At 58.2% G+C, this 22,245-nt stretch carries 21 protein-coding genes and 4 pseudogenes; 15 read left to right on the top strand and 10 right to left on the bottom strand.

Going from position 1 to position 22,245, the window contains the following annotated elements; translation table 11 throughout:
- Positions 1 to 51: 51 nt before the first annotated feature.
- The gene (locus tag FHP24_RS20150; RefSeq protein ID WP_139678038.1) at positions 52 to 804 is read right to left on the bottom strand and encodes a glucose 1-dehydrogenase; all 753 of its coding nucleotides are present in this window, start codon (positions 802 to 804) and stop codon (positions 52 to 54) included.
- 171 nt (positions 805 to 975) lie between these two features.
- Between FHP24_RS20150 and FHP24_RS20155 the strand changes: the two genes are divergently transcribed.
- From FHP24_RS20155 to FHP24_RS20210, 12 genes and pseudogenes are all read left to right on the top strand, one after another.
- Positions 976 to 1,857, top strand: coding sequence for an AraC family transcriptional regulator (locus tag FHP24_RS20155; RefSeq protein ID WP_246091868.1), 882 nt, complete (start codon positions 976 to 978; stop codon positions 1,855 to 1,857).
- A gap of 163 nt (positions 1,858 to 2,020) precedes the next feature.
- Positions 2,021 to 2,251 (top strand): type II toxin-antitoxin system VapB family antitoxin, encoded by a 231-nt coding sequence (gene vapB, locus FHP24_RS20160; RefSeq protein ID WP_139678040.1) that lies wholly within the window; start codon positions 2,021 to 2,023, stop codon positions 2,249 to 2,251.
- Positions 2,251 to 2,652 carry a type II toxin-antitoxin system tRNA(fMet)-specific endonuclease VapC gene (gene vapC, locus FHP24_RS20165; RefSeq protein ID WP_139678041.1) on the top strand — a complete coding sequence of 134 codons (402 nt, stop codon included), beginning with the start codon at positions 2,251 to 2,253 and terminating at the stop codon, positions 2,650 to 2,652. Before vapB ends, vapC begins: the two co-directional genes overlap by 1 nt.
- Positions 2,653 to 2,828: 176 nt before the next feature.
- Positions 2,829 to 3,385 (top strand): annotated as a pseudogene (locus tag FHP24_RS20170) (IS3 family transposase); the annotation flags it as partial.
- A 47-nt stretch (positions 3,386 to 3,432) separates the two neighbouring features.
- Entirely contained in the window at positions 3,433 to 4,839 is a 1,407-nt protein-coding gene (locus FHP24_RS20175; protein WP_210237846.1) for an IS30 family transposase, read from the top strand.
- A gap of 4 nt (positions 4,840 to 4,843) precedes the next feature.
- Positions 4,844 to 5,122 (top strand): annotated as a pseudogene (locus tag FHP24_RS20180) (IS3 family transposase); the annotation flags it as partial.
- A gap of 33 nt (positions 5,123 to 5,155) precedes the next feature.
- Positions 5,156 to 5,662 (top strand): annotated as a pseudogene (locus tag FHP24_RS28925) (integrase core domain-containing protein); the annotation flags it as partial.
- A 623-nt stretch (positions 5,663 to 6,285) separates the two neighbouring features.
- Entirely contained in the window at positions 6,286 to 7,431 is a 1,146-nt protein-coding gene (locus FHP24_RS20190; RefSeq protein WP_139678043.1) for an ABC transporter ATP-binding protein, read from the top strand.
- 68 nt (positions 7,432 to 7,499) lie between these two features.
- Positions 7,500 to 8,354 carry a carbohydrate ABC transporter permease gene (locus FHP24_RS20195; protein ID WP_139678339.1) on the top strand — a complete coding sequence of 285 codons (855 nt, stop codon included), beginning with the start codon at positions 7,500 to 7,502 and terminating at the stop codon, positions 8,352 to 8,354.
- On the top strand, positions 8,354 to 9,175 hold the full coding sequence (locus FHP24_RS20200; protein ID WP_139678044.1) for a carbohydrate ABC transporter permease: 822 nt from the start codon (positions 8,354 to 8,356) through the stop codon (positions 9,173 to 9,175). Before FHP24_RS20195 ends, FHP24_RS20200 begins: the two co-directional genes overlap by 1 nt.
- Positions 9,176 to 9,213: 38 nt before the next feature.
- Positions 9,214 to 10,506 carry an ABC transporter substrate-binding protein gene (locus FHP24_RS20205; protein ID WP_139678045.1) on the top strand — a complete coding sequence of 431 codons (1,293 nt, stop codon included), beginning with the start codon at positions 9,214 to 9,216 and terminating at the stop codon, positions 10,504 to 10,506.
- 70 nt (positions 10,507 to 10,576) lie between these two features.
- Positions 10,577 to 11,377 carry a phosphodiesterase gene (locus FHP24_RS20210; protein WP_139678046.1) on the top strand — a complete coding sequence of 267 codons (801 nt, stop codon included), beginning with the start codon at positions 10,577 to 10,579 and terminating at the stop codon, positions 11,375 to 11,377.
- Positions 11,378 to 11,514: 137 nt separating this feature from the next.
- Here FHP24_RS20210 and FHP24_RS20215 read toward each other — a convergent pair whose 3' ends face one another.
- Together FHP24_RS20215 and FHP24_RS20220 are read right to left on the bottom strand one after the other, a co-directional pair.
- Positions 11,515 to 11,817 (bottom strand): putative quinol monooxygenase, encoded by a 303-nt coding sequence (locus tag FHP24_RS20215; protein WP_139678047.1) that lies wholly within the window; start codon positions 11,815 to 11,817, stop codon positions 11,515 to 11,517.
- A gap of 63 nt (positions 11,818 to 11,880) precedes the next feature.
- Positions 11,881 to 12,897, bottom strand: coding sequence for an NADP-dependent oxidoreductase (locus FHP24_RS20220; protein WP_139678048.1), 1,017 nt, complete (start codon positions 12,895 to 12,897; stop codon positions 11,881 to 11,883).
- Between the two features lie 90 nt (positions 12,898 to 12,987).
- Here FHP24_RS20220 and FHP24_RS20225 point away from each other — a divergent pair, with 90 nt between their 5' ends.
- Positions 12,988 to 13,890: a LysR family transcriptional regulator gene (locus tag FHP24_RS20225; protein ID WP_139678049.1), complete on the top strand. Its 903-nt coding sequence runs from the start codon at positions 12,988 to 12,990 to the stop codon at positions 13,888 to 13,890.
- 186 nt (positions 13,891 to 14,076) lie between these two features.
- On the opposite strand, the gene FHP24_RS29450 is transcribed toward FHP24_RS20225, so the two are convergent.
- A complete protein-coding gene (locus tag FHP24_RS29450; RefSeq protein ID WP_394344653.1) occupies positions 14,077 to 14,214 on the bottom strand; it encodes a hypothetical protein in 138 nt (45 codons plus the stop codon).
- On the opposite strand from FHP24_RS29450, the gene FHP24_RS20230 reads away from it, so the two are divergent.
- Complete coding sequence (locus FHP24_RS20230) at positions 14,158 to 15,243, top strand: ABC transporter ATP-binding protein (protein ID WP_342782349.1); 1,086 nt, start codon at positions 14,158 to 14,160, stop codon at positions 15,241 to 15,243. The genes FHP24_RS29450 and FHP24_RS20230 overlap by 57 nt on opposite strands.
- A gap of 250 nt (positions 15,244 to 15,493) precedes the next feature.
- Positions 15,494 to 16,105 carry an Rrf2 family transcriptional regulator gene (locus FHP24_RS20235; protein WP_139678050.1) on the top strand — a complete coding sequence of 204 codons (612 nt, stop codon included), beginning with the start codon at positions 15,494 to 15,496 and terminating at the stop codon, positions 16,103 to 16,105.
- Here the strand turns inward: FHP24_RS20235 and FHP24_RS20240 are convergent.
- The 6 genes and pseudogenes from FHP24_RS20240 to FHP24_RS20265 form a co-directional block, all read right to left on the bottom strand.
- Complete coding sequence (locus tag FHP24_RS20240; protein ID WP_139678051.1) at positions 16,076 to 17,056, bottom strand: 3-hydroxyacyl-CoA dehydrogenase; 981 nt, start codon at positions 17,054 to 17,056, stop codon at positions 16,076 to 16,078. The two genes, FHP24_RS20235 and FHP24_RS20240, sit on opposite strands and share 30 nt — an antisense overlap.
- Positions 17,057 to 17,408: 352 nt before the next feature.
- Complete coding sequence (locus FHP24_RS20245; RefSeq protein ID WP_180356066.1) at positions 17,409 to 18,698, bottom strand: NAD(P)/FAD-dependent oxidoreductase; 1,290 nt, start codon at positions 18,696 to 18,698, stop codon at positions 17,409 to 17,411.
- A complete protein-coding gene (locus FHP24_RS20250; protein WP_246091870.1) occupies positions 18,691 to 19,440 on the bottom strand; it encodes an ABC transporter ATP-binding protein in 750 nt (249 codons plus the stop codon). The genes FHP24_RS20245 and FHP24_RS20250 overlap by 8 nt, the downstream gene beginning before the upstream one ends.
- Positions 19,364 to 20,194, bottom strand: a complete 831-nt coding sequence (locus FHP24_RS20255) for an ABC transporter ATP-binding protein (protein WP_139678053.1) — start codon at positions 20,192 to 20,194, stop codon at positions 19,364 to 19,366. The genes FHP24_RS20250 and FHP24_RS20255 overlap by 77 nt, the downstream gene beginning before the upstream one ends.
- A pseudogene (locus FHP24_RS20260) lies at positions 20,191 to 21,039 on the bottom strand (ABC transporter permease subunit); the annotation flags it as partial. The gene FHP24_RS20255 and the pseudogene FHP24_RS20260, both read right to left, overlap by 4 nt.
- Before the next feature lie 146 nt (positions 21,040 to 21,185).
- The gene (locus FHP24_RS20265; RefSeq protein ID WP_139678055.1) at positions 21,186 to 22,136 is read right to left on the bottom strand and encodes a branched-chain amino acid ABC transporter permease; all 951 of its coding nucleotides are present in this window, start codon (positions 22,134 to 22,136) and stop codon (positions 21,186 to 21,188) included.
- Positions 22,137 to 22,245 lie beyond the last annotated feature (109 nt).

Here is a 22,245-nt window from a genome sequence, read left to right on the forward strand (position 1 = left end):
CCGCAGGTGGCCGGACGTCGTTGGCTCAGGGTTATGAAGACGAACTGGTCGTCAGTAGCCCACGCCCCGGACGCCGCCTGAGGCGCGCAGGGATTCGCCGGTGACCCAGTGTGCATCGTCGGAGGCAAGGAAGACCGCGACTGGCGCTATGTCTTCCGGTTCGCCAAAGCGGCCGAGCGGCGTACCCGCCAGCAGCTTCTCGCCGAGTTCACCGGCAAAATTGCCGTCGGTTGCCGGCGTGTTGGTGTGACCGGGCAGGATCGAGTTCACCCGGATGCCACGGGGACCGAGTTCGCGCGCCAAGGCGAAGGTCATCGTGTCGACGGCACCCTTGGTGGCCGCGTAGACGCTCGACGCCAGATAGGGATCGGTGCTGAGGATTGAGCTGATGTTGATAATGCTGCCGCCTGTGTCGCCGAAGATCTTCAGCCCCTCGCGGATGGCGAGGAAGTATCCGAGGACGTTGACGTTGAACTGCTTGTGGAACGCCTCTTCCGTCAGGTCGGCGACCATCTCGAAAACGGCCAGTCCGGCATTGTTCACCAGGATGTCGAGCTTGCCATGGTCGACCTTCACGGTCTCGAACAGGCGAATGACATCCGCCGATTTGCTCATGTCTGCCTGCACGGCGACGGCCTTACCTCCGGCCGCCTCGATCGATGCGACGACGGCGTCGGCACCCTTCCGGCTGGTCGAGTAGTTGACGACGACGGTCGCGCCCTCGGCGCCGAGCGCCTTGGCAATCCCGGCGCCGATGCCGCTGGATGCGCCAGTGACGACGGCGATTTTTCCATTTAGTCTCATCTGAAAACCTCATAGGTCTCATGTGTCGGAGCCGGTCGGCCCCATCGACAATCGAGATGTGGGTTGCAGATGCGTCACCCGCGTGCCGGTTCTTCTCTCATCCTTGCCTATTCTTCTCATCCGCTTGTTCGACCGCGTGCCTGTCGCCATATGCCTCTCATGGAAAGTGCATTGGACGAACTGCGCAGCATCGTGATGCGCGCCGAAAGCAGGTGGACGGCCACGGGGATCCCTCGCGTGTCGATGGTTCGGAGCGAAGCATGCTCGGATCAGGTCTACGAGCCGATGCTCCATGTCGTCCTGCAGGGCTCCAAGATCTTATCCGTAGGCGAGCATGTCTTGCGGTTCGAACCGGCCAGCTATTTCGTCGTTCCCGTTCATCTTCCAGCCATCGGCCAGGTGAATTCCGACGATGCTGGAGGACCATATCTCGCGGTAAGCTTGACCCTTGACGCTTCGGTGGTCGCGAGCGTTCTCGGAGCGGATGTGGGCGCCTGCAAGGCAACACCGGATTTTGCCCCGTCCGCTGCCGCTCCCGATCTCGTCGACGCCTGGCTGAGGATGATGCGTCTCCTTGACCGGCTCGATGACGTGGCGATGCTGGCGCCGATGATCGAGCGTGAGATCCTGTTCAGGGTGTCTCAGGGACCGCAGGGGCCTATGCTTTGCTCGATTGCTCGAGGAGACAGCAGGATGTCGCGGGTCCGCCGTTCGATCGACTGGCTATGCGAGCATTTTACCGAGACCATCCGCGCGGAGGCAATTGCGGAGATGGCAGGAATGAGCGTGCCGGCCTTTTACAGGCACTTTACGGCGATGACGGCAATGACGCCGATCCAGTACCAGAAGAAGTTACGGCTGCTACAGGCCCGTCGACTGATGCTCTTTGAACACCGGGACGCCACGACAGTCGCATTCGCCGTAGGGTACGAGAGTGCGTCTCAGTTCAGCCGTGAATACGCGCGGATGTTCGGTCTTCCCCCGATCAAAGACATGGCGCGATTCAAGGTGCCGGAAGCGCGTGAAAGCACAGACGTGTCGGAGCTGAAATAGCCTAACTATTTATTTCAAAGAGATTTTTTTGTGGCCGAAGATTCTTATCCCATCAAGAGCTCAACGCAAGCCACTTTGGATAGCGGCGTATATCCCGTTGACATATCCTTCGCTGGGCATTAATTTCGGGATATCCCATATGTAGATGCCAGAGGAGTATGTCATGGAGCAAGGTGCGGTATTCCAGAGTAATCGTAGCCAGGCTATCCGGCTGCCAAAGGCAGTTGCTCTTCCGGATGATGTAAAGCGTGTCGATATCGTCGCGGTCGGGCGTACTCGAATTATAGCACCCGTAGGCGAGGTCTGGGACAGCTGGTTTGAAGGTATCGCTGCAACCTCCGACTTCATGAGCGAACGTGATCAGCCTGCGTTGCAGGAGCGCGAGGCATTTTAATGCTGAAATACATGTTGGACACCAACATCTGCATTTTCACCATCAAGAACAAACCGCAGCAGGTGCGCGATGCGTTCAATCGCCACCACGGTCAGCTTTGTATGAGTTCAATAAGCTTGATGGAGCTGATATATGGTGCAGAGAAATCGGCTAACCCAGAACGAAACTTGGCCGTAGTTGAGGGATTCGCAGCTCGCCTTGAAGTGCTGTCTTATGACGAGATAGCAGCCACCCATACTGGCCAGTTACGTGCTGAACTTGCGAGGAATGGAACGCCCATTGGTCCATATGATCAACTGATCTCGGGACACGCCCGCTCGCGTGGATTGATCATCGTCACAAACAACCGCCGCGAGTTTGATCGCGTGGCCGGTTTACGCGTCGAAGACTGGTCCGTCTAATTCACTGCTATGTTCTTGACCGGTTGTCCAATCTGGCGAGACTACGCAGGAAACTACGGGGTCAGCAGTTCTGATCCCTTCAAGAGCATAATGAGGAGGTCGTCAGCTTTCGGCCGAGGCTGTGTGAAAGCAGCAGCGCATCCCATAGCATTTCATAATCAAGCTTGGTCCGGTGTTCAATCTGGCCGGTGGCATGGCTCTGCGAAGCGCTGGGAGTTTCCCGATCAGGCTTTCACGCCTGGCTCAATCGTTCTCCGAGCGAACACGCCCGCTATGATAAGCTCTTGCTGGACAAGATCACGCAGAGCTTCAAGTCCAGCGACCGCACTTATGGTGCTCACGGGTCTGGCACGATGTGCTGGAAGAGGGGTTATCCTGTGGCCTCCATCGTATAGAGCGGCTGATGCGCTTGAATGCGCTCAGGGCCAGGCCAAGACGGCGTGGCTTGCCAAAGGATGCCGGTGACCGTGCCGTCATCATGCCGAACGTCCTCGACCGCCAGTTTGTAGCGGACCGTCCGAACCAGAAGTGGGTGGCTGACTTCACCTATATCTGGACCGCAGAAGGTTGGTTGTATGTCGCAGCCGTCATTGACCTGTTCTCACGCCGTGTCGTTGGCTGGTCGATGAATGCCAACATGACGGCCCAACTCGTCACCGATGCACTGATCATGGCGATCTGGCGTCGAGGAAAAGCGGACGCGCTGCTGCACCATTCCGATCAAGGTAGCCAAGGCAGATTCAACCGGTCGTCGCAACACCCCCAAACTAGGAGGTGTGAATGGTTACGGGAAGAAGGAAATCGGAGCGATCTACGCGGCAGAAATTATCCTCGCCAGGCCGACCACCAGTATGGCAGCGTGAGAACCTGTGTCGGTTCTGGCGAGAAATAGCGGCTGGCTTGTCCAGCGAGGATGCCGCTGTGGAAGCCGGCGTCTCTGCCCCCGTTGGGAACCGGTGGTTTCGGAGTTCAGGCGGTATGCCTCCCACAAATCTTTCACCCTCGGCAACGCCACTCAAAAACCGCAGCCTGACGTTCGCAGAGCGAGAGGAAATTGCTTTGGAGTGTGCTCGAGGCACCGGCGTCCGAGCCATCGCACGTAAGCTGGGACGATCACCCAGTACAATCTCGCGCGAGATCAGACGAAATTCGGCAACACGCGGCGGCTACTTCAACTATCGCGCCATCACTGCGCAATGGCATGCTGATCGAGCGGCCCTGCGGCCAAAGGTAGCGAAGCTGGTAACCAATGTCGCCCTTCGCGATTACGTGCAGGACCGGCTCTCGGGGCTGATTGCCACGCCTGGCGGCATCGCCTTTGATGGCCCTGCCGTGGTATGGAAAGGACGACGGGCCGTTCATCGGCAAAGCCGACGCTGGTCAAAAGCCTGGAGCCCCGAACAGATCGCCCAGCGTCTGAGACTGGACTTCCCCAAGGACGCGACCATGCGCATCAGCCATGAAGCCATCTACCAGGCACTCTATATTCAAGGCCGAGGCGCTTTGAAACGAGAGCTATCGGCTTGCTTGCGGTCCGGGCGAGCACTGCGTTTACCTCGCGAACGTGCTCGCAATCGGGGTAAGCCCTTTGTTGGTAATGGAATCATGATCAGCGATCGCCCGGCCGCAATCGACGAACGAGCAGTGCCTGGTCATTGGGAAAGTGATCTTATTCTGGGACTCGGCAGCTCCGCGATCGGCACGCTGGTCGAACGTACGACGCGGTTCACAATGCTTCTGCACCTGCCACGCACGGAAGGTCACGGGATCGACAAGTCCGTCAAAAACGGTCCGGCTCTTGCCGGGCACGGCGCTGAAGCAGTCCGTGATGCTATCGCCGAAACTATCATGGAGCTTCCAGCGCGCCTACGCCAATCCCTGACTTGGGACCAAGGGGCCGAGATGGCTCAACACGCACAGCTCAGGATCGATACTGGCCTCGATATCTACTTATGTGATCCTCAAAGCCCGTGGCAGCGTGGGAGCAACGAAAATACCAACGGCCTGCTGCGACAATACTTTCCGAAGGGCACGGATCTCAGCCAGCATGGAGCTGATGAGCTTAGGGCCGTAGCGCACGCCCTCAATAGCAGGCCGCGCAAAACGCTGGGTTATCGCACGCCGGCAGAAGCGCTCGACGGGTTGCTCAAATCAGATATGATCGAAGGTGTTGCGGCGACCAGTTGAATCTGCCCAATATACGAGCGAGCAGTTCCAGCGCCTCATGGGCGAACACCACATCACCTGTTCGATGAGCCGTTCCGGAAATGTCTGGGACAACGCAGCAATGGAGAGCTTCTTCTCATTACGGAAAACGGAGAGAACGGCACGCAAGGTATATCGCACGAGGAACGACGCCAGAGCGGACGTGTTCGATTACATCGAGCGCTTTTACAACCCGAAACGTCGCCATTCTACACTGGGCTATCTCAGCCCAAATGACTTTGAAACCAAGGTGGGATTAGCTTAATCTCGTGTCCGAAAAACCGGCAGCAGGCCAATGGTTGTGGACGAATGCACCAGTGAATGTCTGAGCCTTGCCGTCGATACATTTTTGCTTTCCGCTCTGCGCGTTGCCCGTGAGCTGAACCGGATCATCGAGGAGCGCGGCAAGCCGAAGATGATCGTAAGCGACGACGGCAGTGAGCTCACCAGCAACGCGGTCCCGCAATGGGCCGACCGGACGACAGTCGATTGGCAATACATCGCACCCGGCAAACCGCTCCAGAACGCTTTCATTGAAAGCTTCAATGGTCGGCTGCGCGACGAGTTCTTGAATGAAATGCTCCTCTCAGCACTGACACAGGCTTGATCAGTGCTCTCTGACTGAAGCAACGATTACAACGATGATCGACCACATTCTGGCCTCGGCTGGCTGACACCCGCCGCGCTCGCTCGGGCCATCAACCCGCGACGTGATGCAGTGGTGCGCAGTCGAAATGGCTCCGCACCACAACCCGCGGCTACCGCCCGAGCTAGCGAAACCAAAAATCGCGGCGCGAACTTAAAACTGGATAAAACTTGGGGCATGGTAAGCTGTGACCGAAAGTTCGTCAGAGAATGCTGCCATGAGGCTGCATTTCAATCCTCTGATCATGTTGTTGCATTCCAAGAGCCAAGGGGCGCGCTTGGTCCCCAGCATCGACTTCCCCGGAAGTCCAGCAGTTTTCCTTGCGTAGGCGACGTGGTTCTCGCTTGTCGAAGACGGCGACATTCTTGCGCGGCAAAAGTGCCTACTTTCTAAAGCTATAGATATAGACATCCCGCCGAACGAAGATGAGGATGCATGCCGAGTACCTTTGGCACGCAGCCGCTGCTCACGTCTCGAGTATTTATTTGGCCGGATAAACGACGGTTACGAAGATCCAGAACCAGCAAATAGGGGAGGGCGGCCTTCTGCGGACAGAATTCCGGGCTGTCCTTCGCGCATTCACTTCTCGATAATTGTAGATGCGACGCCATGTCGCAGGCGTCGGAAACGATCGCATGGAAAGTCTTCTGGCCGTGGGCTCCAAGGGATTTCGGGGCTCTTGCTCCTTACCTCAGGCGCTAAAGATGTGACAGAAGCTTCTAAAAACTGTCGCAAACCTGTTACGGAAACGCCGCATACGCGCCCCCGAAAAGGAGCGCAGAATGCAGCCTCAATCAGTAAATATTTCGGGGATCGGCAAGGGCTTCGGCGCCGATGACGTGCTCAAGGGCATTGATCTTTCCATTCGTCCGGGCGAGTTTCTTTCTCTCGTCGGCATGTCGGGCTGTGGAAAGTCCACACTGCTGCGGATTATTGCCGGCCTGGAGACGGCGGATCGCGGGACGATCTCGATCGGCAACCGTGATGTAACAGAAATCGATCCGGCGGACCGCAACCTCGCAATGGTGTTCCAGTCCTATGCGCTCTATCCGCATATGACGGTTCGTGACAATATCGCGACGCCCTTGCGCATGCGCCGTCTGCCCTTCTTTGCAAGGCTTCCCCTTCTCGGCCGTGTAGTCGCGAAGGCGGAAACGCTTCGCGAGATTGACGCCTCCGTGCGACAGGCGGCCGATGTCCTGCAGATCAGCCACCTTCTGGACCGTAAGCCGGCCCAGCTTTCCGGCGGTCAAAGGCAACGCGTGGCGCTTGCCCGCGCCCTCGTGCGTTCGCCAGCCGCTTTCCTCATGGACGAACCGCTGTCGAACCTCGATGCCAAGCTGCGTGCCCATATGCGCGGCGAGCTGAGCAATCTGCATGACCGTCTGGGCGCGACCTTCATTTACGTCACCCATGACCAGATCGAGGCGATGACCATGTCCGATCGTATCGCGCTGATGTCGGAAGGCCGGATCGAGCAGCTGGGTACACCTGATGAACTCTATCAGGCACCCGCGACATTGACTGTTGCCCGTTTCATTGGAACACCGTCCATCAACCTGCTGCCGGCCGAGATCGACGCTTCGAGCAATATCGTCCTGTTCAGTCGTAAGCTTGGCCTGCAGGCCGACGGCACGTCTCGCGGCCCGGCCACGATTGGCATCCGGGCCGAAGATATCTTTCCGGCGACGGATGGTATCCCGGCGCGCGTGCTGCGCACGGAAACCCAGGGCGCCGATCGTTTTGTCACCTGCCAACTCGTAGATGACACATCTATCTGCCTCGTTATGCGCGAAAAGGCTGGCACCACGACCGGCGTGGATAGCGAAGGGTTGATCCGTTTGGGCTTCAGCAAAACGCAAATTCATCTTTTCGGCTCTGACGAAAAACGCTGCATTGTGAGACAGCTCGAACAGGTGATGGCGTGAGCACAGCGGTAAATGTCTCATCTGGGGCGCCTGCCGCAAAGGCTGGAAAGTCTCTGCCAGCACGCCGCATGGCGGTTCGCGGCATGTTTTTCGTGTTTCCGGCCGTCCTGCTGCTGCTGGCAATCTACATCATTCCGATGATCGTACTTGCCGCATTCTCGGTGACCGACTACCAGCTCGGCGCGTTATCGACCAGTTTCATCGGGCTAGAGAATTTCCGCAAGGCCTTTGCCGACCCGGTCTTCATGAGAGCACTGCTTAACACGGTGATCTACGCAGTCATCGTCATTCCGGTCGGCGTTTTTCTGGCGCTGGGGATTGCGCTCCTGGTGTATAACCGCAAACGCAGCCGCGCCTTCTGGGAGATCGCCTATTTTCTTCCCGTGACCGCAACGCTAGTGGCCATGGCAACGGTTTTCCAGTTCCTGCTGCATCCCTCTCTCGGGCCCGTCAACGCCGCGATCACATGGTTCGGTTTCGAACCAGTCGGCTTCCTGTCGAATCCTTCCCTGCTCATCCCGACCATGGCGATCATCGGCATCTGGCAGGTTCTGGGTTTCAACATGGTGCTCTTCCTCGCCGGCCTGACGGCAATTTCGAAGGACCTTCATGAAGCCGTGCGTATCGATGGCGCCAAGAACCCGGTCGATCGCTTTTTGACTGTCACGTGGCCGATGCTCGGACCGACAACAATGTTCGTTGTCGTCACCACCTCGATCTCCGCCTTCAAGGTATTCGAGACGGTGGCAGTTCTGACCAAGGGTCGTTCGGGTTCGGAAGTTCTTCTCTACGCCCTTTATCTCGAAGGCTTCGAATATTCCAACACCGGTTACGCGGCCTCCCTGACCCTCATCTTCCTTGCGATCGTGCTGATCCTGTCGATCGGCCAGACGCTGCATATGGACAGGAAGGTACACTACTGATGCTCGCGCTTCGCAAATACATGCCGCATGCCGTGCTGGGCCTTGGCGCCTTTGTCATGCTTCTGCCCTTCTACTGGATGTTCCTGACCTCAATCCGCTCACCGGCGGAAATATTCAGCGTGTCGCTCTGGCCGATCCCGCAGAAATTTGCCGCGGTCGATAATTATTCGCGCGCCGCAGGCCAGGTGCCCATGCTGAAATTCATGGCAAACGGCGTAATCGTCTGCTTCGGCATCCTTATCGTCCAGATCCTCACCGCGGTGCCCGCGGCCTATGCACTTGCGAAGCTACGCTTTCCGGGCCGCAAGCTTCTGCTGACACTGATTATCGCAGCCCTGACGGTGCCGATCCAGGCGCTCGCGCTTCCGCTCTTCGTTGGCCTTGCAAAGGCGCAGATGCTCAACACCTATTTCGCGATGATGATGCCCTTCCTGCTCTCGGTCTTCGCGATCTTCCTGTTCAACCAGTCCTTCCGCAGCTATCCCGACGAGATCATCGAGGCGGCCCGCATGGATGGCTTTTCGGAGCTTGAGATCTGCTGGCGGCTGGTGCTGCGCGGCTCATTGCCTTCGCTTGCCGCCTTCTCGGTTTTTTCGCTCGTGGCCCATTGGAACGACCTCTACTGGCCGATGATCGTCGTCACAGACACGAACCTCGCTCCGCCGCCGCTCGGCATGCTGTTTTTCGCCGACGTCGAATCCGGCGCAAACTACGGCGCGCTGATGGCAGGTGCGACGATCATTACTGCGCCAATGGTGGTGTGCTTCCTCCTCGCCCGCAAACATTTCATCGCCGGCATCACAATGACCGGCGTGAAGTAACTCTCCTCCTCCCTCAACCCCACTCCTCGGAGATCGCAATGAACATCAATCGACGGACCGCTCTGGGCGGCCTGGCACTCGGTCTTGCCCTCAGCGGCTTCTCGGCACCGAGCTTTGCTGCGGACGTAACCCTCAACGTCCTCTACAACCTGCCCGGCTTCACCAAATTCCATCAGCCGCTGGCCGATGAATTCATGAAGAACAACCCGGACATCAAGATCAATTTCCTCGCACCGGCACCTGGCTACAACGATGGCCAGCAGCAGGTTCTTCGCGCTGCAGTCACCGGCAACCTGCCTGACGTCTACTTCTCCGGTTATAACCTGACCGCGGAACTGGTTCACGCACTTGAGCCGCGCAAGCAGATCACCGATCTCGCACCGTTCATTGAAAAGGAAGGTGGCCAGGCGTTCCTCGACAAGAACTACACGCCGAACATGGCTGCTCTCGGCAAGATCGACGGCAAGCAGTACGGCCTGCCTGTCAATGCTTCCTCGCCGATCATCTACATCAATGCTGAACTCGTCCGTAAGGCTGGCGGTGATCCTGACAACATGCCGAAGACTTTCGAAGGCCTGATTGAGCTGGCAAAGAAGATCCATGCCCAGGACGGGAAGGTTGCCGGCATGGGCTACGACATCAATCTCTGGCCGGATGACTGGTTGTGGCAAGCACTCGTCACCAACCAGGGTGGCAAGCTTGTCGATGAAGCGACGAAGACTGTCGGCTTCAACAACGAAATCGGCCTGAACGCACTGAAGCTGACCCGCCGCTTTGTCACCGAAGGCGGCCAGAACCTGCTCGACTGGGACCAGTCGCGCCAGCAGTTCGGTGCAGGCCTGACGGGCTTCATCTTCTCCACTCCAGCTCACGTCCAGACCGTCGAAGGTCTGGTCGGCGATCGTTTCGAGTTGAAGACTGCAACCTTCCCGCTCGATAACCCGGAAAAAGGTGGCGTTCCCACCGGTGGCAACTCGGCAGTCATGCTGACGCAGGACGCAGCCAAGCAGGACGCGGCATGGAAATATCTGAAATGGGTTACCGGCCCGGAAGCCCAGAACGTCATCGTTCGCATCACCGGCTATCTGCCGACCAACAAGCTCGCGACCGGCCCGGAATTCCTGGCTCCCTATTATGCCGAGCATCCGAACGTTAAGACTGCTTCGCTGCAGGCTGATCGTTCGCTTCCCTGGGCAGGCTATCCGGGTGGCGACAGCGTTCGCATATGGCGCACCCAGCGCGACATCATCGGCACCGTCATGCGTGGCGAAGTTACGCCGGAAGACGGCCTGAAGCAGATCGTCGAGCAGACCAACGCCCTGATGAAGTAACCTCTGAGGACACTCGTCCAAGGCCGCGGGGATTTTCTCCGCGGTCAATTCTGTTTCCGGAAAGCTCTCCATGAAAATTATACAGATCACAGACACACATCTTATGCCGCGCGGGCATTCGGTACACGCCATCGACCCCGAAAAGCATCTGCGTGCCGCAATGGCCGACGTCCTTCAGAAACATGCGGACGCGGACCTGCTGGTGATGACTGGCGACCTCTGCAATCACGGAGATCCCGAAGCCTACGACATCCTGAAAGACATTCTTGCGCCAGTGCCGTTCGACGTCCGTCTCATGCTCGGCAATCATGATGATCGGCCTAATTTCGTAATGGCATTCCCGCAGCATCCCCGCGACGATTACGGTTTCATACAGTCCTATATGGACACGACATACGGTCGATTGATCTTCCTGGATAGCCATGAGCAAGGCGTGATCGGCGGCATGTATGGCGAAGATCGTCTAGCGTTTCTCGATACGGCGCTGGCTGGAGCAGGTGAACTCCCTGCCACGATCTTCATCCATCATCCGCCGATGGACTGTGGTATCGCCCATTTCGACCATATCGGCATGCATGATGACGGGGCGGTGATGAAGAGGCTGGTTGGGCATCCGGCCGGCATCCGACATATCGTCTTCGGTCACATCCACGTTCCGCTCGCAGGAACCAGTGCCGAAGGGATCGCCTTTAGCTCGGGGCAGGCCTGTGCCCACCGCTTCATCACCGATCTGACAGATCCGATGCCTTTCTGGACTGGTGGCAATCCCTGTTATCGTATCATCAATATCGACGCTTCAGGCTTTCGCGCCTATGAGGCGCAGGTAGGTGAAGCGGTGACCGGTCGCGCCCCGATCTGCAAAGGACCGTGATCAAGTGAGTTTCTGGGCTTACTGTAGCCACCTTGCGGGTGAGAGAGCGCAAGGCACTCTTCCGCCGGCCGGTGATATCACATATTCGATTGATGCATAGTAAAGCGGCTGCTATTAAACTCAGGCCGCGGGGGTAATCAGCTATCGGTGAGCGCTCGCTCATTTGACACATCGAATCTCCTAATCTCGCCGTGCATCTGGCCCTGCCATTTACTGACAAACGACAACGTGCCTGCGGCCTGAAGATGGGCGCTGAGTGACGCCTGGTCCGCCCAACGCTCCGAAACGAGCACCTGGCCCAGCGCTGCGTCCTCTACGGCGGCGTGATAGGCGATGTTGCCGGCACGTAGCCGCGTGGCAATGGCCAGCGTTTGCAGATCCGCGAGAAAGAGCGAGAGTTGGCTCGGCTCGATGTATGTGTGCCCGGTGACGATCAGCATAACTCGTTCCTTCTTGCAAAGGCCCCCAGGCCCCGCGTTTGTGGGATCGGGACTCATTGGTCGTCACATCGCGATCAGCACGACCTTGCCCTGGATTCCGCCAAGGGACGCATGCTCGTGTGCGGCCGATGCCTCTGCAAGCGAGAAGGTGCTGTCGATTACGACACGGATGGTGGCGTTATCGAGGAGGTGGCCGGCCTCGGCCAGTTGCGCGCCGTTGGAACGCACCTGCGTCGATGACACCCTGATCCCGCGCTTTGCGGCCTCATCATGGCCGGAAAAGCCCAGAGGGTTGACCAGATAGAGCGCGCCACCCGGTTTGATGACGCTCAGAAACCGCTCGATGTTCGAGCCACCTACGGCGTCCATGACCAGATCAACATCCGATGCGATGGTTTCGGCTGGCTGTTTGGTGTAGTCGATGAACTCGTCTGCGCCAAGATCGCGCAGAAGCGCTTCGTGTTTTCCGGATGCAACTGCGATCACGCGGGCTCCCTTCCATTTTGCAACCTGAACCGCCAGATGTCCGACACCACCACCGGCGCCATTGACCAGCACTGTCCTTCCGTCGAGCGGGATGGGTGTGTGAGCGAATGGTTGAAACGGGTTCGGCGCATCATGGCCAAGATCGACGAGGAATTGCCATGCCGTCAAAAGCGACATTGGCGCGCCTGCGGCATGGACGTGATCGATATTGCGCGGCTTCAACGCCAGTTCCGACGCAGGAACGCTGACATATTCCGCATAAGCGCTGCTCCCCGTCATCAACTCATTCGGGAACCGCACCATCGAATAGACCTCGTCGCCGACATTGAAGCCCGAGACGCCGGCGCCGATTGCATCGACGACTCCCGAGATATCGGTGCCAAGGATTAGAGGGAAGCTCGGATTGGGTTGCCATTCCGGGGGCAGCGCTCTGTAGCCGTCACGCAGATAGAGATCCGGCGGGTTGAGGCTTGCCGCGTGGACACGGACAAGTACCTCTTTCTTGCATGCCACCGGCTTCGGGGCATCCTCGTATCGCAGAACCTCCGGGCCGCCGAATTCGTGCAGGCGAACGGCTTTCATCATCTGGGTCATTTCAGCCTCTATCCAAAGTGGTTTCCTTGACACCATTTATGTCTAGCATTCGAGATTGATAATGGCATCGAAAGTCGATTTACTAATGCCATGACGGAACAAATCGGAATTGAACGGCTGGCGGGTTTGATCGCGTTCGCGCGGGCCGGCTCTTTGGGCAGCTACACGGCCGCGGCTCGATCTTTGGGCATCTCACCCTCGGCGGTCAGCAAAAGCATCCAGCGACTGGAGCGTCAGCTCGGCGTATCCTTGTTTACCCGGACGACCCGGTCTCTGGCGCTCACGAACGAGGGCCGCGATCTCCATGAGCGGACGCTCCGCCTGTTGCGGGACGCAGAAGAGATCGAGCAGGCAGCCAAGGCCGCCCGTGCGGTACCGGCCGGCACGCTGCGGATCGCGGCATCTTTGCCGATCGGCTTGCATGTGATTACGCCCGCTCTTCCAAGGTTTCGCACGCTCCATCCGAAGGTGTCGATCGACCTCAGACTGAGCGATCAGAGGATCGACCTAATCGAGGAGGGCATAGACATTGCCATTCGGATCGGTGATCTTCCCGATTCACGGCTTCTATCGAGGCGCCTCTCTTCGCATCGACTTTGTTGTTATGCCTCGCCGGATTATCTGGCGACGAAGGGCACGCCGAAACATCCTGATGATCTTCCGGCATACGATACCGTTAACCTGCGCTATCAAAGCACGGGTCTCATGTTTCGTTGGCCATTCCGCGTTGGTGACCGGGAGATAGAGATTGTGCCGTCCTCTGCGATCATCGTGGATGCAAGTGAGGCTGTCATCGCATCGATCGCAGCCGGAGCAGGGATTGGAATGGCCACAAACTTTATGGCAGCGCCCTTGGTCAAGCGGCGAGATCTAGTCCCTGTTCTTTCCGACTTTGCCGTTGAGCGCCACAATATCACGGCCGTCTGGCCACAGAGCCGCCGGACCAATCCGGCAGTCCGCGCTTTCCTGGATGTGCTGGTAGAGTTGCTTTGATTGATGCGGCCCGTCTAGGTCGATAGACCGATCTCGGAAGGAGCAGAGGTGTAAATGTAGGCGATGGGGCGCTCAATGCTTAGAAGCCGAATGCTGGGTTAGCGGTTCGAACACATTCAAGAGCGTGCATTCGGGATAATATGCTGCGAATGTATTCGACCTTATCTACACGCCATGCCAGTTGCCTTAGCGGCGTGCCGCTAAGGCGCGGCGTTGCAAATAAAAGATTGGACCCGTCAACAACGCTACGACGATGATGCAGCCCAGATGCCATGCTGTGACATATTGCGGGCCAATCTCCAGAACCGCAGCCGTCAGGGACATCTCTGTTATTCCTCCCGGAGCGCTTACGAGCACTGCGGTCGGGTAGGGGAGTTCAACGCCCGTATCGAGGAAAATATTGGCGGGATTCGTGTTGTTCAGGCTTTTGCCAACGAGGATCACGAGAGGGCGCTGTTTGCCAAAAACAACCTCAACTATCTCGCGACAAAGCTTGACGCATATCGTGTCATGGCCGCCTCCACGTCGCTCTCCTATCTGTCGATGCGCCTCGTCCAAGTCGTAGTGATGCTGGCCGGAGCCTGGTATGTGACGCGTGGCGAACTCATTGCCGGCGGTTTCGTCGGGTTCCTGCTTCTGGTCGGCGTTTCTTTCCGGCCAATCGATAAGATCAACTCGATCGTCGAGACCTATCCAAAAGGGATTGCCGGCTTCCAGCGCTATACGGACTTTCTTGATCGGCAGCCCGATATCAGGAATCGTGCGGATGCGTGTGATATTTCGCGACTGAGCGGCCGCATTAGATATCACGACGTCAGTTTCGGTTACCAGGCGGGGACGCCGATCCTCGCCCGCCTGAACCTGTCGATGGTGGCGGGGGAAACGGTCGCTTTTGTGAGGCCCTCCGGCGTCGGAAAGACGACGATCTGTGCACTTCTGCCGCGCTTCGAAGAGGTGACCGGGGGCGCAATCAGTATCGGCGGGGTCGATATCCGGGACGCGAGCCTTAACAGCCTTCGCTCCAATATCGGCATCGTTCAGCAGGACGTCTTCCTGTTTGCCGGAACGACAAGCGAAAACATCGTTTATGGCCGTCTCGATGCAACCAAGGCTGACATCATCCAGGCGCTCCGTCGTGCTCGTCTTGACGATGTCATCGCAGCCTTGGCCGATGGTCTTGATACGATGATCGGTGAACGCGGCGTAAAACTGTCCGGTGGCCAGAAGCAGAGACTCTCGATCGCTCGTATCTTCCTTAAAGAACCCACCGATCTTGATCTTGGACGAGGCAACATCGGCGCTCGACAGCGAGGCGGAACGGGCAATCCAGCGATCGCTAGCCGAACGGTCTAAAGGGCGCACGACGCTGGTCATTGCCCATCGACTAGCGACCATTACCAATGCCGACCGGATTGTCGCTGTCGAAGACAGAAGTATCGTGGAGGAGGCAGACACAGTGATCTGCCGTCGAAGGCCGTTGGGCGATATCGCGCGCTTAATCTAGCTCAGGGGCGGAGCAACGCTGCGTAAGAGCGGAGGTGGAGCATTCTCGCAGGTGTGACGTGGGACGAACAAACAGATCAAATCTCGGAGAACACATTGCATGAAGATGAAACCCGAAACCGAAGTGGCAATTGAAATATTGGTCGCCTGTGCCCTGTCAAATGAGCGCCGACTAAGGACGGAGGATGCCGCAGCAGCTGACGCCACGACTGCGGACTTAGCCGCACATATCGTGTTGAAGCTCGTCAACGCCGGTTTTGTGAAGGCCAAGCGCGGCCGCAACGGTGGACTGGAACTCTTGCGGCCGGCCCAAACCGTCTCGCTCGGCGACATTATCTGTCGGTTGGAAGCCCAATCTCCTGGGGCTTCAAAAGGGGCGAAGGCAACCGGAGAGCAGGCCGAGGATCGCGGTCTCGATCAGGTTATGCCTGGGGCAAATAATACCGTCAAAGCCTGTCTCGACCGCTTTTCCATTTCCGATCTTGCTCACATGGAGCTACCAATGGAATTAGACGAACCGCGCAAAGAGTTAGGTTTACGCCGCGCCCGGCGTGGCATTGAAAATGAACAGTACATAGCCAGCAAGTTTCAAAAGAATATCACAGACTTCGTTGGCGTCGAACAATGGGTCGAAGGTTCAACCTGGCCAAGAGCAAAAATAGCCAAAGCGCGTCCTTCGCGTTCATTCGATGCCGCCACTGGGTCCATCTGAGTCTAGGGTTGGAGATCGCTGCGAAATTTTCAGCGTCCGCAATGATATGATAGATTCGTCGCGCCATTGAGCGCGGCTTGCGATCGCTGAGATAGGCAGGCGCTCTCGCACATACCTTTCTATCTTATCAATGGAAGCAGGCACAACGACTGGCTCCGCAATCCCGAAATCGCTTGCAATTGCGTTGAAGATGAATCCAAAACGCTCGAAATATTCCCTTACGCCACCTGAAGAGCTGAGGTCGGCCGCTTCAAATGGGCCGAGAAATGCCCAGCGGAGCCCGAACCCCTCGCTGATGATCGTATCCATGTCCGCGGGAGAGATGATGTCGTCGTTCAGGCAGCGAAACATTTCCACGATAAGAGCACCCTGCAAGCGGTTCAGGACGAAACTCGGGATCTCGCGTTTGATGAGTACGGGAACCTGACCGCATTCCCGCAGCAATGCGAATACCGCTGAAGTCACATCCTCATCGGTGAAAGGGGCAGGGCACACTTCCGTTACCGGCAAGAGGTGCGGTGGCGTCGCAGGGTGGACGACAATACATCGCTCGCGATTATCGAGTTCGGAAGCGAATGTCGAAACCGGAAAGCTGGAAGTCGAGCTTGCCAAGATTGCGTTCGGTTCGGCGAGTTTGCTCAACTCGGCGAATATCGCTTTTTTGCTGTCGATCTTCTCCTCGATGCACTCATGGACAAACTGAGCGCCAGAGACGGCATCGACAAGTTCACCTCTGACCGTGATGCGTTCCAGCACACCGTCGACGGTATCGCCGTCACGAAGCAGCGGCCGGGAATGCTCCAAGGCTGTCCGGATCTTTTGTGGCGCCAGCGCTCTTGGCCCAGCTTCGCGGTCATACAGGCTGACCCGAAAGCCGGCTCTCGCGTAGACGATTGCCCAGGAGTTTCCCATGATACCAGTGCCGACGATTGCGATGTGCCGGATTTCCATATGAGCTCACAACTCCATCAAATGCTTCATCGTCGCTTTAAATACGCTCGTCGAATCCCTGGGATCATCAGCCCGATGGTGCAGACGGCTGTGAAAATCTAGGCCGTTACGGATCCGGCTTTGCGAATAAGGCGCAGGTATCGGTTGAGGAAAGAACGCAGAGCCGATCGAAGCGGCAAATGCGGGAAAGACAAGGCCCGATCTCGCTTGTATCTGCTTTCAGGTCGGCAATCTCTGTCAGGTAAAATGCAGATGAAGCACCCGGCCAACACGACCGCGTCGTCGTTAGAATGGTCTCTGGTATCTGTCATCCTGGCCTCATAAAATAATGGGATCAAAGCGGAAATGGATTTCAACCAAGGCGATCTTTCAGCCGATGCCATGCATGCATCTTGTTTGCTGTCTGCACGGCCAGCGCATGTAACGGGATCGGTTTCATGGATGTGACGGGAAGCGGCATCTGATCGTCGCTACTTTTGCCGGCTGCCCAGCGACCCAGCTCCTGGCCGAGTGACATGGAGAGCGCGACGCCCCGGCCCGAGTAAATGCCGCCGAACACGAGACCGGGTGCCAAGCGGTAGAGACGCGGTTGCCGGTCGGGCACAACCGCGAACGTGCCATGCCAATATTCATCGACTTCGGGCGGGCCGCCGAATGCCTTGAATGCCTTTCCAAGCATCTGGGCGACCTTCGCGCGTCCGCGCTGGGCCTCGTCGAACCAGAGCGAGTGCGTGGCGCCGCTGACGAGGCGGTTATCGCAATCGTAGTGGAAATAACGGAGATCGTTGCGCATGTCGGATACGGCAGGATTGCCCACCAGAATCTGCGCCCGCAGTTCCTCCGAGAGCGGAGGCGTCGCCGCCTGAAACACCTTGAATGGTATGAGCGTACGCTTCAGCCCCGGCCAGATGTCTTCGGTCAGGGCGTTGGTGGCGAGAATGACTTCCGGCGCAGTGACGCTTCCCGACGTGGTCAGAACCCGCCAACCGGTCGCGATGCGCTCGATACGTGTCGCGCGGGAATTCTCGAAAATCCTCACGCCTTCACGTTCCAGTGCGTCAGCAAGCCCGATCGTCATCGCGAAAGGGTTGATGTGGCCCGAATTGTGCACCATCCAGCCGCCCAGATAGGGGCTGCCGATACGGGCTGACACGTCGTCGCGGTCGAGCCAGGAGACATTCGCGCCGAAGGCTTTCCACTCGTCATGGAACTGGCGCGCGCGCTCCAGCGTCTTTTCCGTATGCGCCGGCTGAATCCAGCCTTCCTGCACCTGATGGGCATCGATGTTGAAGCGCTGCATCAGGCCGAAGGCGACACCCGCCGCATCCGCTACCATGCGGTTGTAGCGCTCTCCCAATGGCTTGCCGTAAACCTTCTCGAATTCGGAAGGCGACGCTTTCGAATGGTGGGAGATAACGAGCCCGTTATTGCGACCTGACGCAGCCGAACCGATCTCGTTACCTTCCAGCAGGACGACGTTCAGTCCGCAATCTCGGGCGCCGAGAGCGGCGGCCATGCCGGTGAAGCCGCCGCCCACAACGAGTACATCCGTGTGGTGATCCCCTGAGAGCCTGGGCGCCGTCGTCCGCGTTTGAGCTGTTTTTCTCCAGAGATGCGGGGTCTGCCAGTCGACCTCAAACATGGATTGTCTCCTCGATCGCACCGCCGAGATAATGCTCGCTGATTGCCGAATGCTCGGCAAGTTCCTGCGCCGGCCCATGGACGCGTACCCGGCCCGTGTTCAGGAGATAGGCGTAATCACCGCATTCCAGCGCGAGCTGCACGTTCTGTTCGACAAGCAGGATGGAGATCCCGGATTTCGAAAGATCGAGAATGATGTGGAAGATTTGCTGGATGATTTTCGGTGCAAGGCCAAGCGAAGGTTCGTCCAGCATCAACAGCTTCGGTTCGGCCATCAGCGCCCGGCCGATGGCGAGCATTTGCTGCTGGCCGCCCGACATCCTGCTTGCCATACCGTTGCGGCGTTCCTTCAGGATCGGGAAAAGTTCGAACACCTCGTTGCGAAGGGTTTCGAAGCTCCTGCCGCCGCGTCCGATATGGGCTGCAACGAGATTTTCCTCGATCGTCAGCCGCTGGAAAATCTGCCGGCCTTCCGGGCAATGCGCGAGACCCATGCGCACGACCTGTTCCGGCCGTGCGCCGGTAATATCCTTGCCGTCGAACTCGATCGATCCCGCGGTTGCGCGCGCAACACCGGAAATCGAATTCAGCAGGGTTGTCTTGCCGGCACCGTTCGGCCCGAGAATGACGACGATCTCGCGCTCGTCGACTTCCAGGTCGACGGCGTTAAGTACGCCGACGCGCCCGTATCCCGAGTTGAGCCCGGCGATCTTTAGCAGCGGTCTTGATGTCGTCGATGTCATTGGCTGTTCCCAGATACGCGAGTTGGACGTCGGAGCTTGCCTGAACTTCCGCGGGGGTTCCCTGGAAGAGAAGCTTGCCGTGATGCATCACGACAATGCGGTCACAGACACTCATGACCAGATCCATGTCGTGCTCGACGACAATCATGATGCGGTCGGGCGATTTCAGCTCCGCAAGCCTGGCGGTCAGTTCTGTCGTCTCGTGATGATTGAGGCCGGCTGCCGGTTCGTCGAGCAGTAGCACACGCGGATTGGTCACCAGAGCGCGGGCGATTTCCAGCATGCGCTGGCGCCCATATGGCAGGCTCCCGGCTTCGGCATCGGCATAGTGCTGCAGGCCGAAAAAAGAGAGCAGCTCCATACACACGTCGCGGCGGTTTATCCGTCGCTTCGCTGCGAATGGCGGCCAGAGAATTTCCCGCCAGACCTGTCCGACCTGCGTCGGATAGAAACAGACTTCCAGGTTCTCGAGCACCGTCATCTGGTCGAACAGCCGTATGTTCTGGTAGGTCCGCGCGACGCCTGAATTGGCGATCTGGTATTTCTTCAGGCCGCTCAGCGTTCGATCGTCGAGGCTGATCCTGCCGCCGGACACCAGATAGGAGCCGGCAGTCATGTTGATCAGGGTAGACTTTCCGGCGCCGTTGGGGCCGATAATGCCGTGGATGAGGCCCGGTTGAAATACCGTCGAGACGTCGTCGATCGCAACGTGACTGCCGTATTGCTTGCGAAGGTTGTGAAAAACGAGTGTCATTTTCCGAACAGCCCCCGAATGAGTTTTTCCGGTCCGAACGTGCGCGGCACGATCCCGGCAGGTCGCACGATGATCAGCACGATCATCAACAGGCCGAGGAACAGAATGCGCCACTCGGCGAATTCCCGAAGGACTTCCGGAAGCAGGATGAGGATGGCCGCGCCGATGACGATCCCGAGAATATTGCCGATGCCGCCGATCACGATCATCAGCACGATCAGGACGGACTCCTGCAGTGCGAAGCTGTCCGGACTGACAAAGCGCTGCGATGCCGCGAAGATGACACCGGCGATAGAGCCGATCGTTGCGGAGGTCGCAAAGGCTGCGAGCTTGGCATTCGTCGTGTTGATGCCGATACCGCGCGCCGCATCCTGGTCTTCGCGGATGGCCGCCCAGGCCTTTCCGAGAATGGATTTCTCCATCCGCCACACGAAGATCGCGACAGCGAAGACAACCACGATCAGGAGCCAGTAGATTTCAGTCGGCCTTGCCAGTTCGATCCCAGCGATCGACGCCTTGTCCAATCGGGCGATGCCCTTGGGTCCGCCGGTCAGCCAATCCAGATTATTGATCACGATACGAATGATCTCGCCGAAGCCGAGCGTCACGATCGCCAGATAGTCTCCCCGCATCTTCAGCACCGGAAGGCCAAGAAGGATGCCGGTGATCGCTCCGACGGCGGCTGCGATCACCACGATGAGCAGGAATGGCAGATGCAGGTCGAATTGAGGGCTCGCCAGCAGCGCATAGGTATAGGCCCCGACGGCGTAGAAAGCGACGAAGCCTAGGTCGAGCAGTCCTGCATAGCCGATGACGATATTGAGGCCGATGCCGAGGAGAATGTAGATCAGCAGGCCATTGGCGACGCGCACATAATAGTTCGGCAGGAAGGGCGTCACGATTATCAGGGCAACAGCGGTCGCCAGGATCAACAGGGACAGGAGTCTGCCGCCTCGCATGCGCATTTGAACGGATGTGTCGACGGAGGACATCAGAACTCCCTCTTGTAAACCATGCTCTCCTCCGAGACGGGCTCACCGAGGATACCTGCGGGCCGGACAAGAAGAACGAGTATGAGAATGACGAATGCCAGGACGTCGCGATATTCGGTGCCGAGCAAACCACCCGAAAGGACAGGTAGCAGGGCCGTCCCGGCAACTTCGACGAAAGCGAGGATGAAGGCACCCAACATCGCGCCGGGGATGGAGCCGATGCCGCCGAGGATTGCCGCGGTGAAGGCCTTCAGGCCGACGACGGCGCCCATCGTGGGTGTCATGATACCGTAATAACTCGCATAAAGGATGCCGCCGGCCGCACCCAGAAGCGGACCGAAGAAAAACACCAGGGATATGGCAAGGTTGACGTTGATGCCGAGCAACTGGGCGGTCGAGCGGTTTTCCGACACGGCACGAACGATGATGCCCGCCCGGCTTCGGTTGACCAGGACGTAGAGCGCCGCCATCAGCACGAAAGCCGCCACGAGAATGCCGATCTGCACCAGCGTGACGGTGCCGCCGAGAATTCCGATGCGGGTTGCCGGGAAGAAGCTGGGGAAAGCGACAGGCTGGGGGCCTGCCATGATCTGCACGCCTGTGACAAGCGACAGCGAGACGCCGAGAGAAGACAGCATCGGCGCCAGGCGGTTGGAGTTTCGCAACGGCCTGTAGGCCAGTCGCTCAATGCCGACGCCGACCAATCCTACGCCGACGACCGCCACCGCAAAAACCAGCGTCAGGGCAAGCGCGCCGACGCCGCCGATATCGCCGACGAACAGGGTGAGCGCCAGAAACGCTGCATATGCCCCCAGCATGAACATCTCGCCATGGGCGAAGTTGATCATGCGCAGGACACCGTAGACCATGGTGTAGCCAAGCGCGATGAGTGCGTAGATGGCACCGATCGTCAGGGCGTTGAATGTTTGTTGAATAAGGATTCCGAGCATGGGTGTCCTGTCCACGTGCGCCGCAAACGGCGGGATAGGAGACGCGGCTGCGCTCGCGAGCGAGTTTGCAGCCGCGCGGTCGAAAAGTCACGGGTCGGCGCGAGCCGGC

The organism is Aliirhizobium smilacinae, from assembly GCF_006335145.1.
Classification (GTDB): Bacteria; Pseudomonadota; Alphaproteobacteria; order Rhizobiales; family Rhizobiaceae; genus Neorhizobium; species Neorhizobium smilacinae.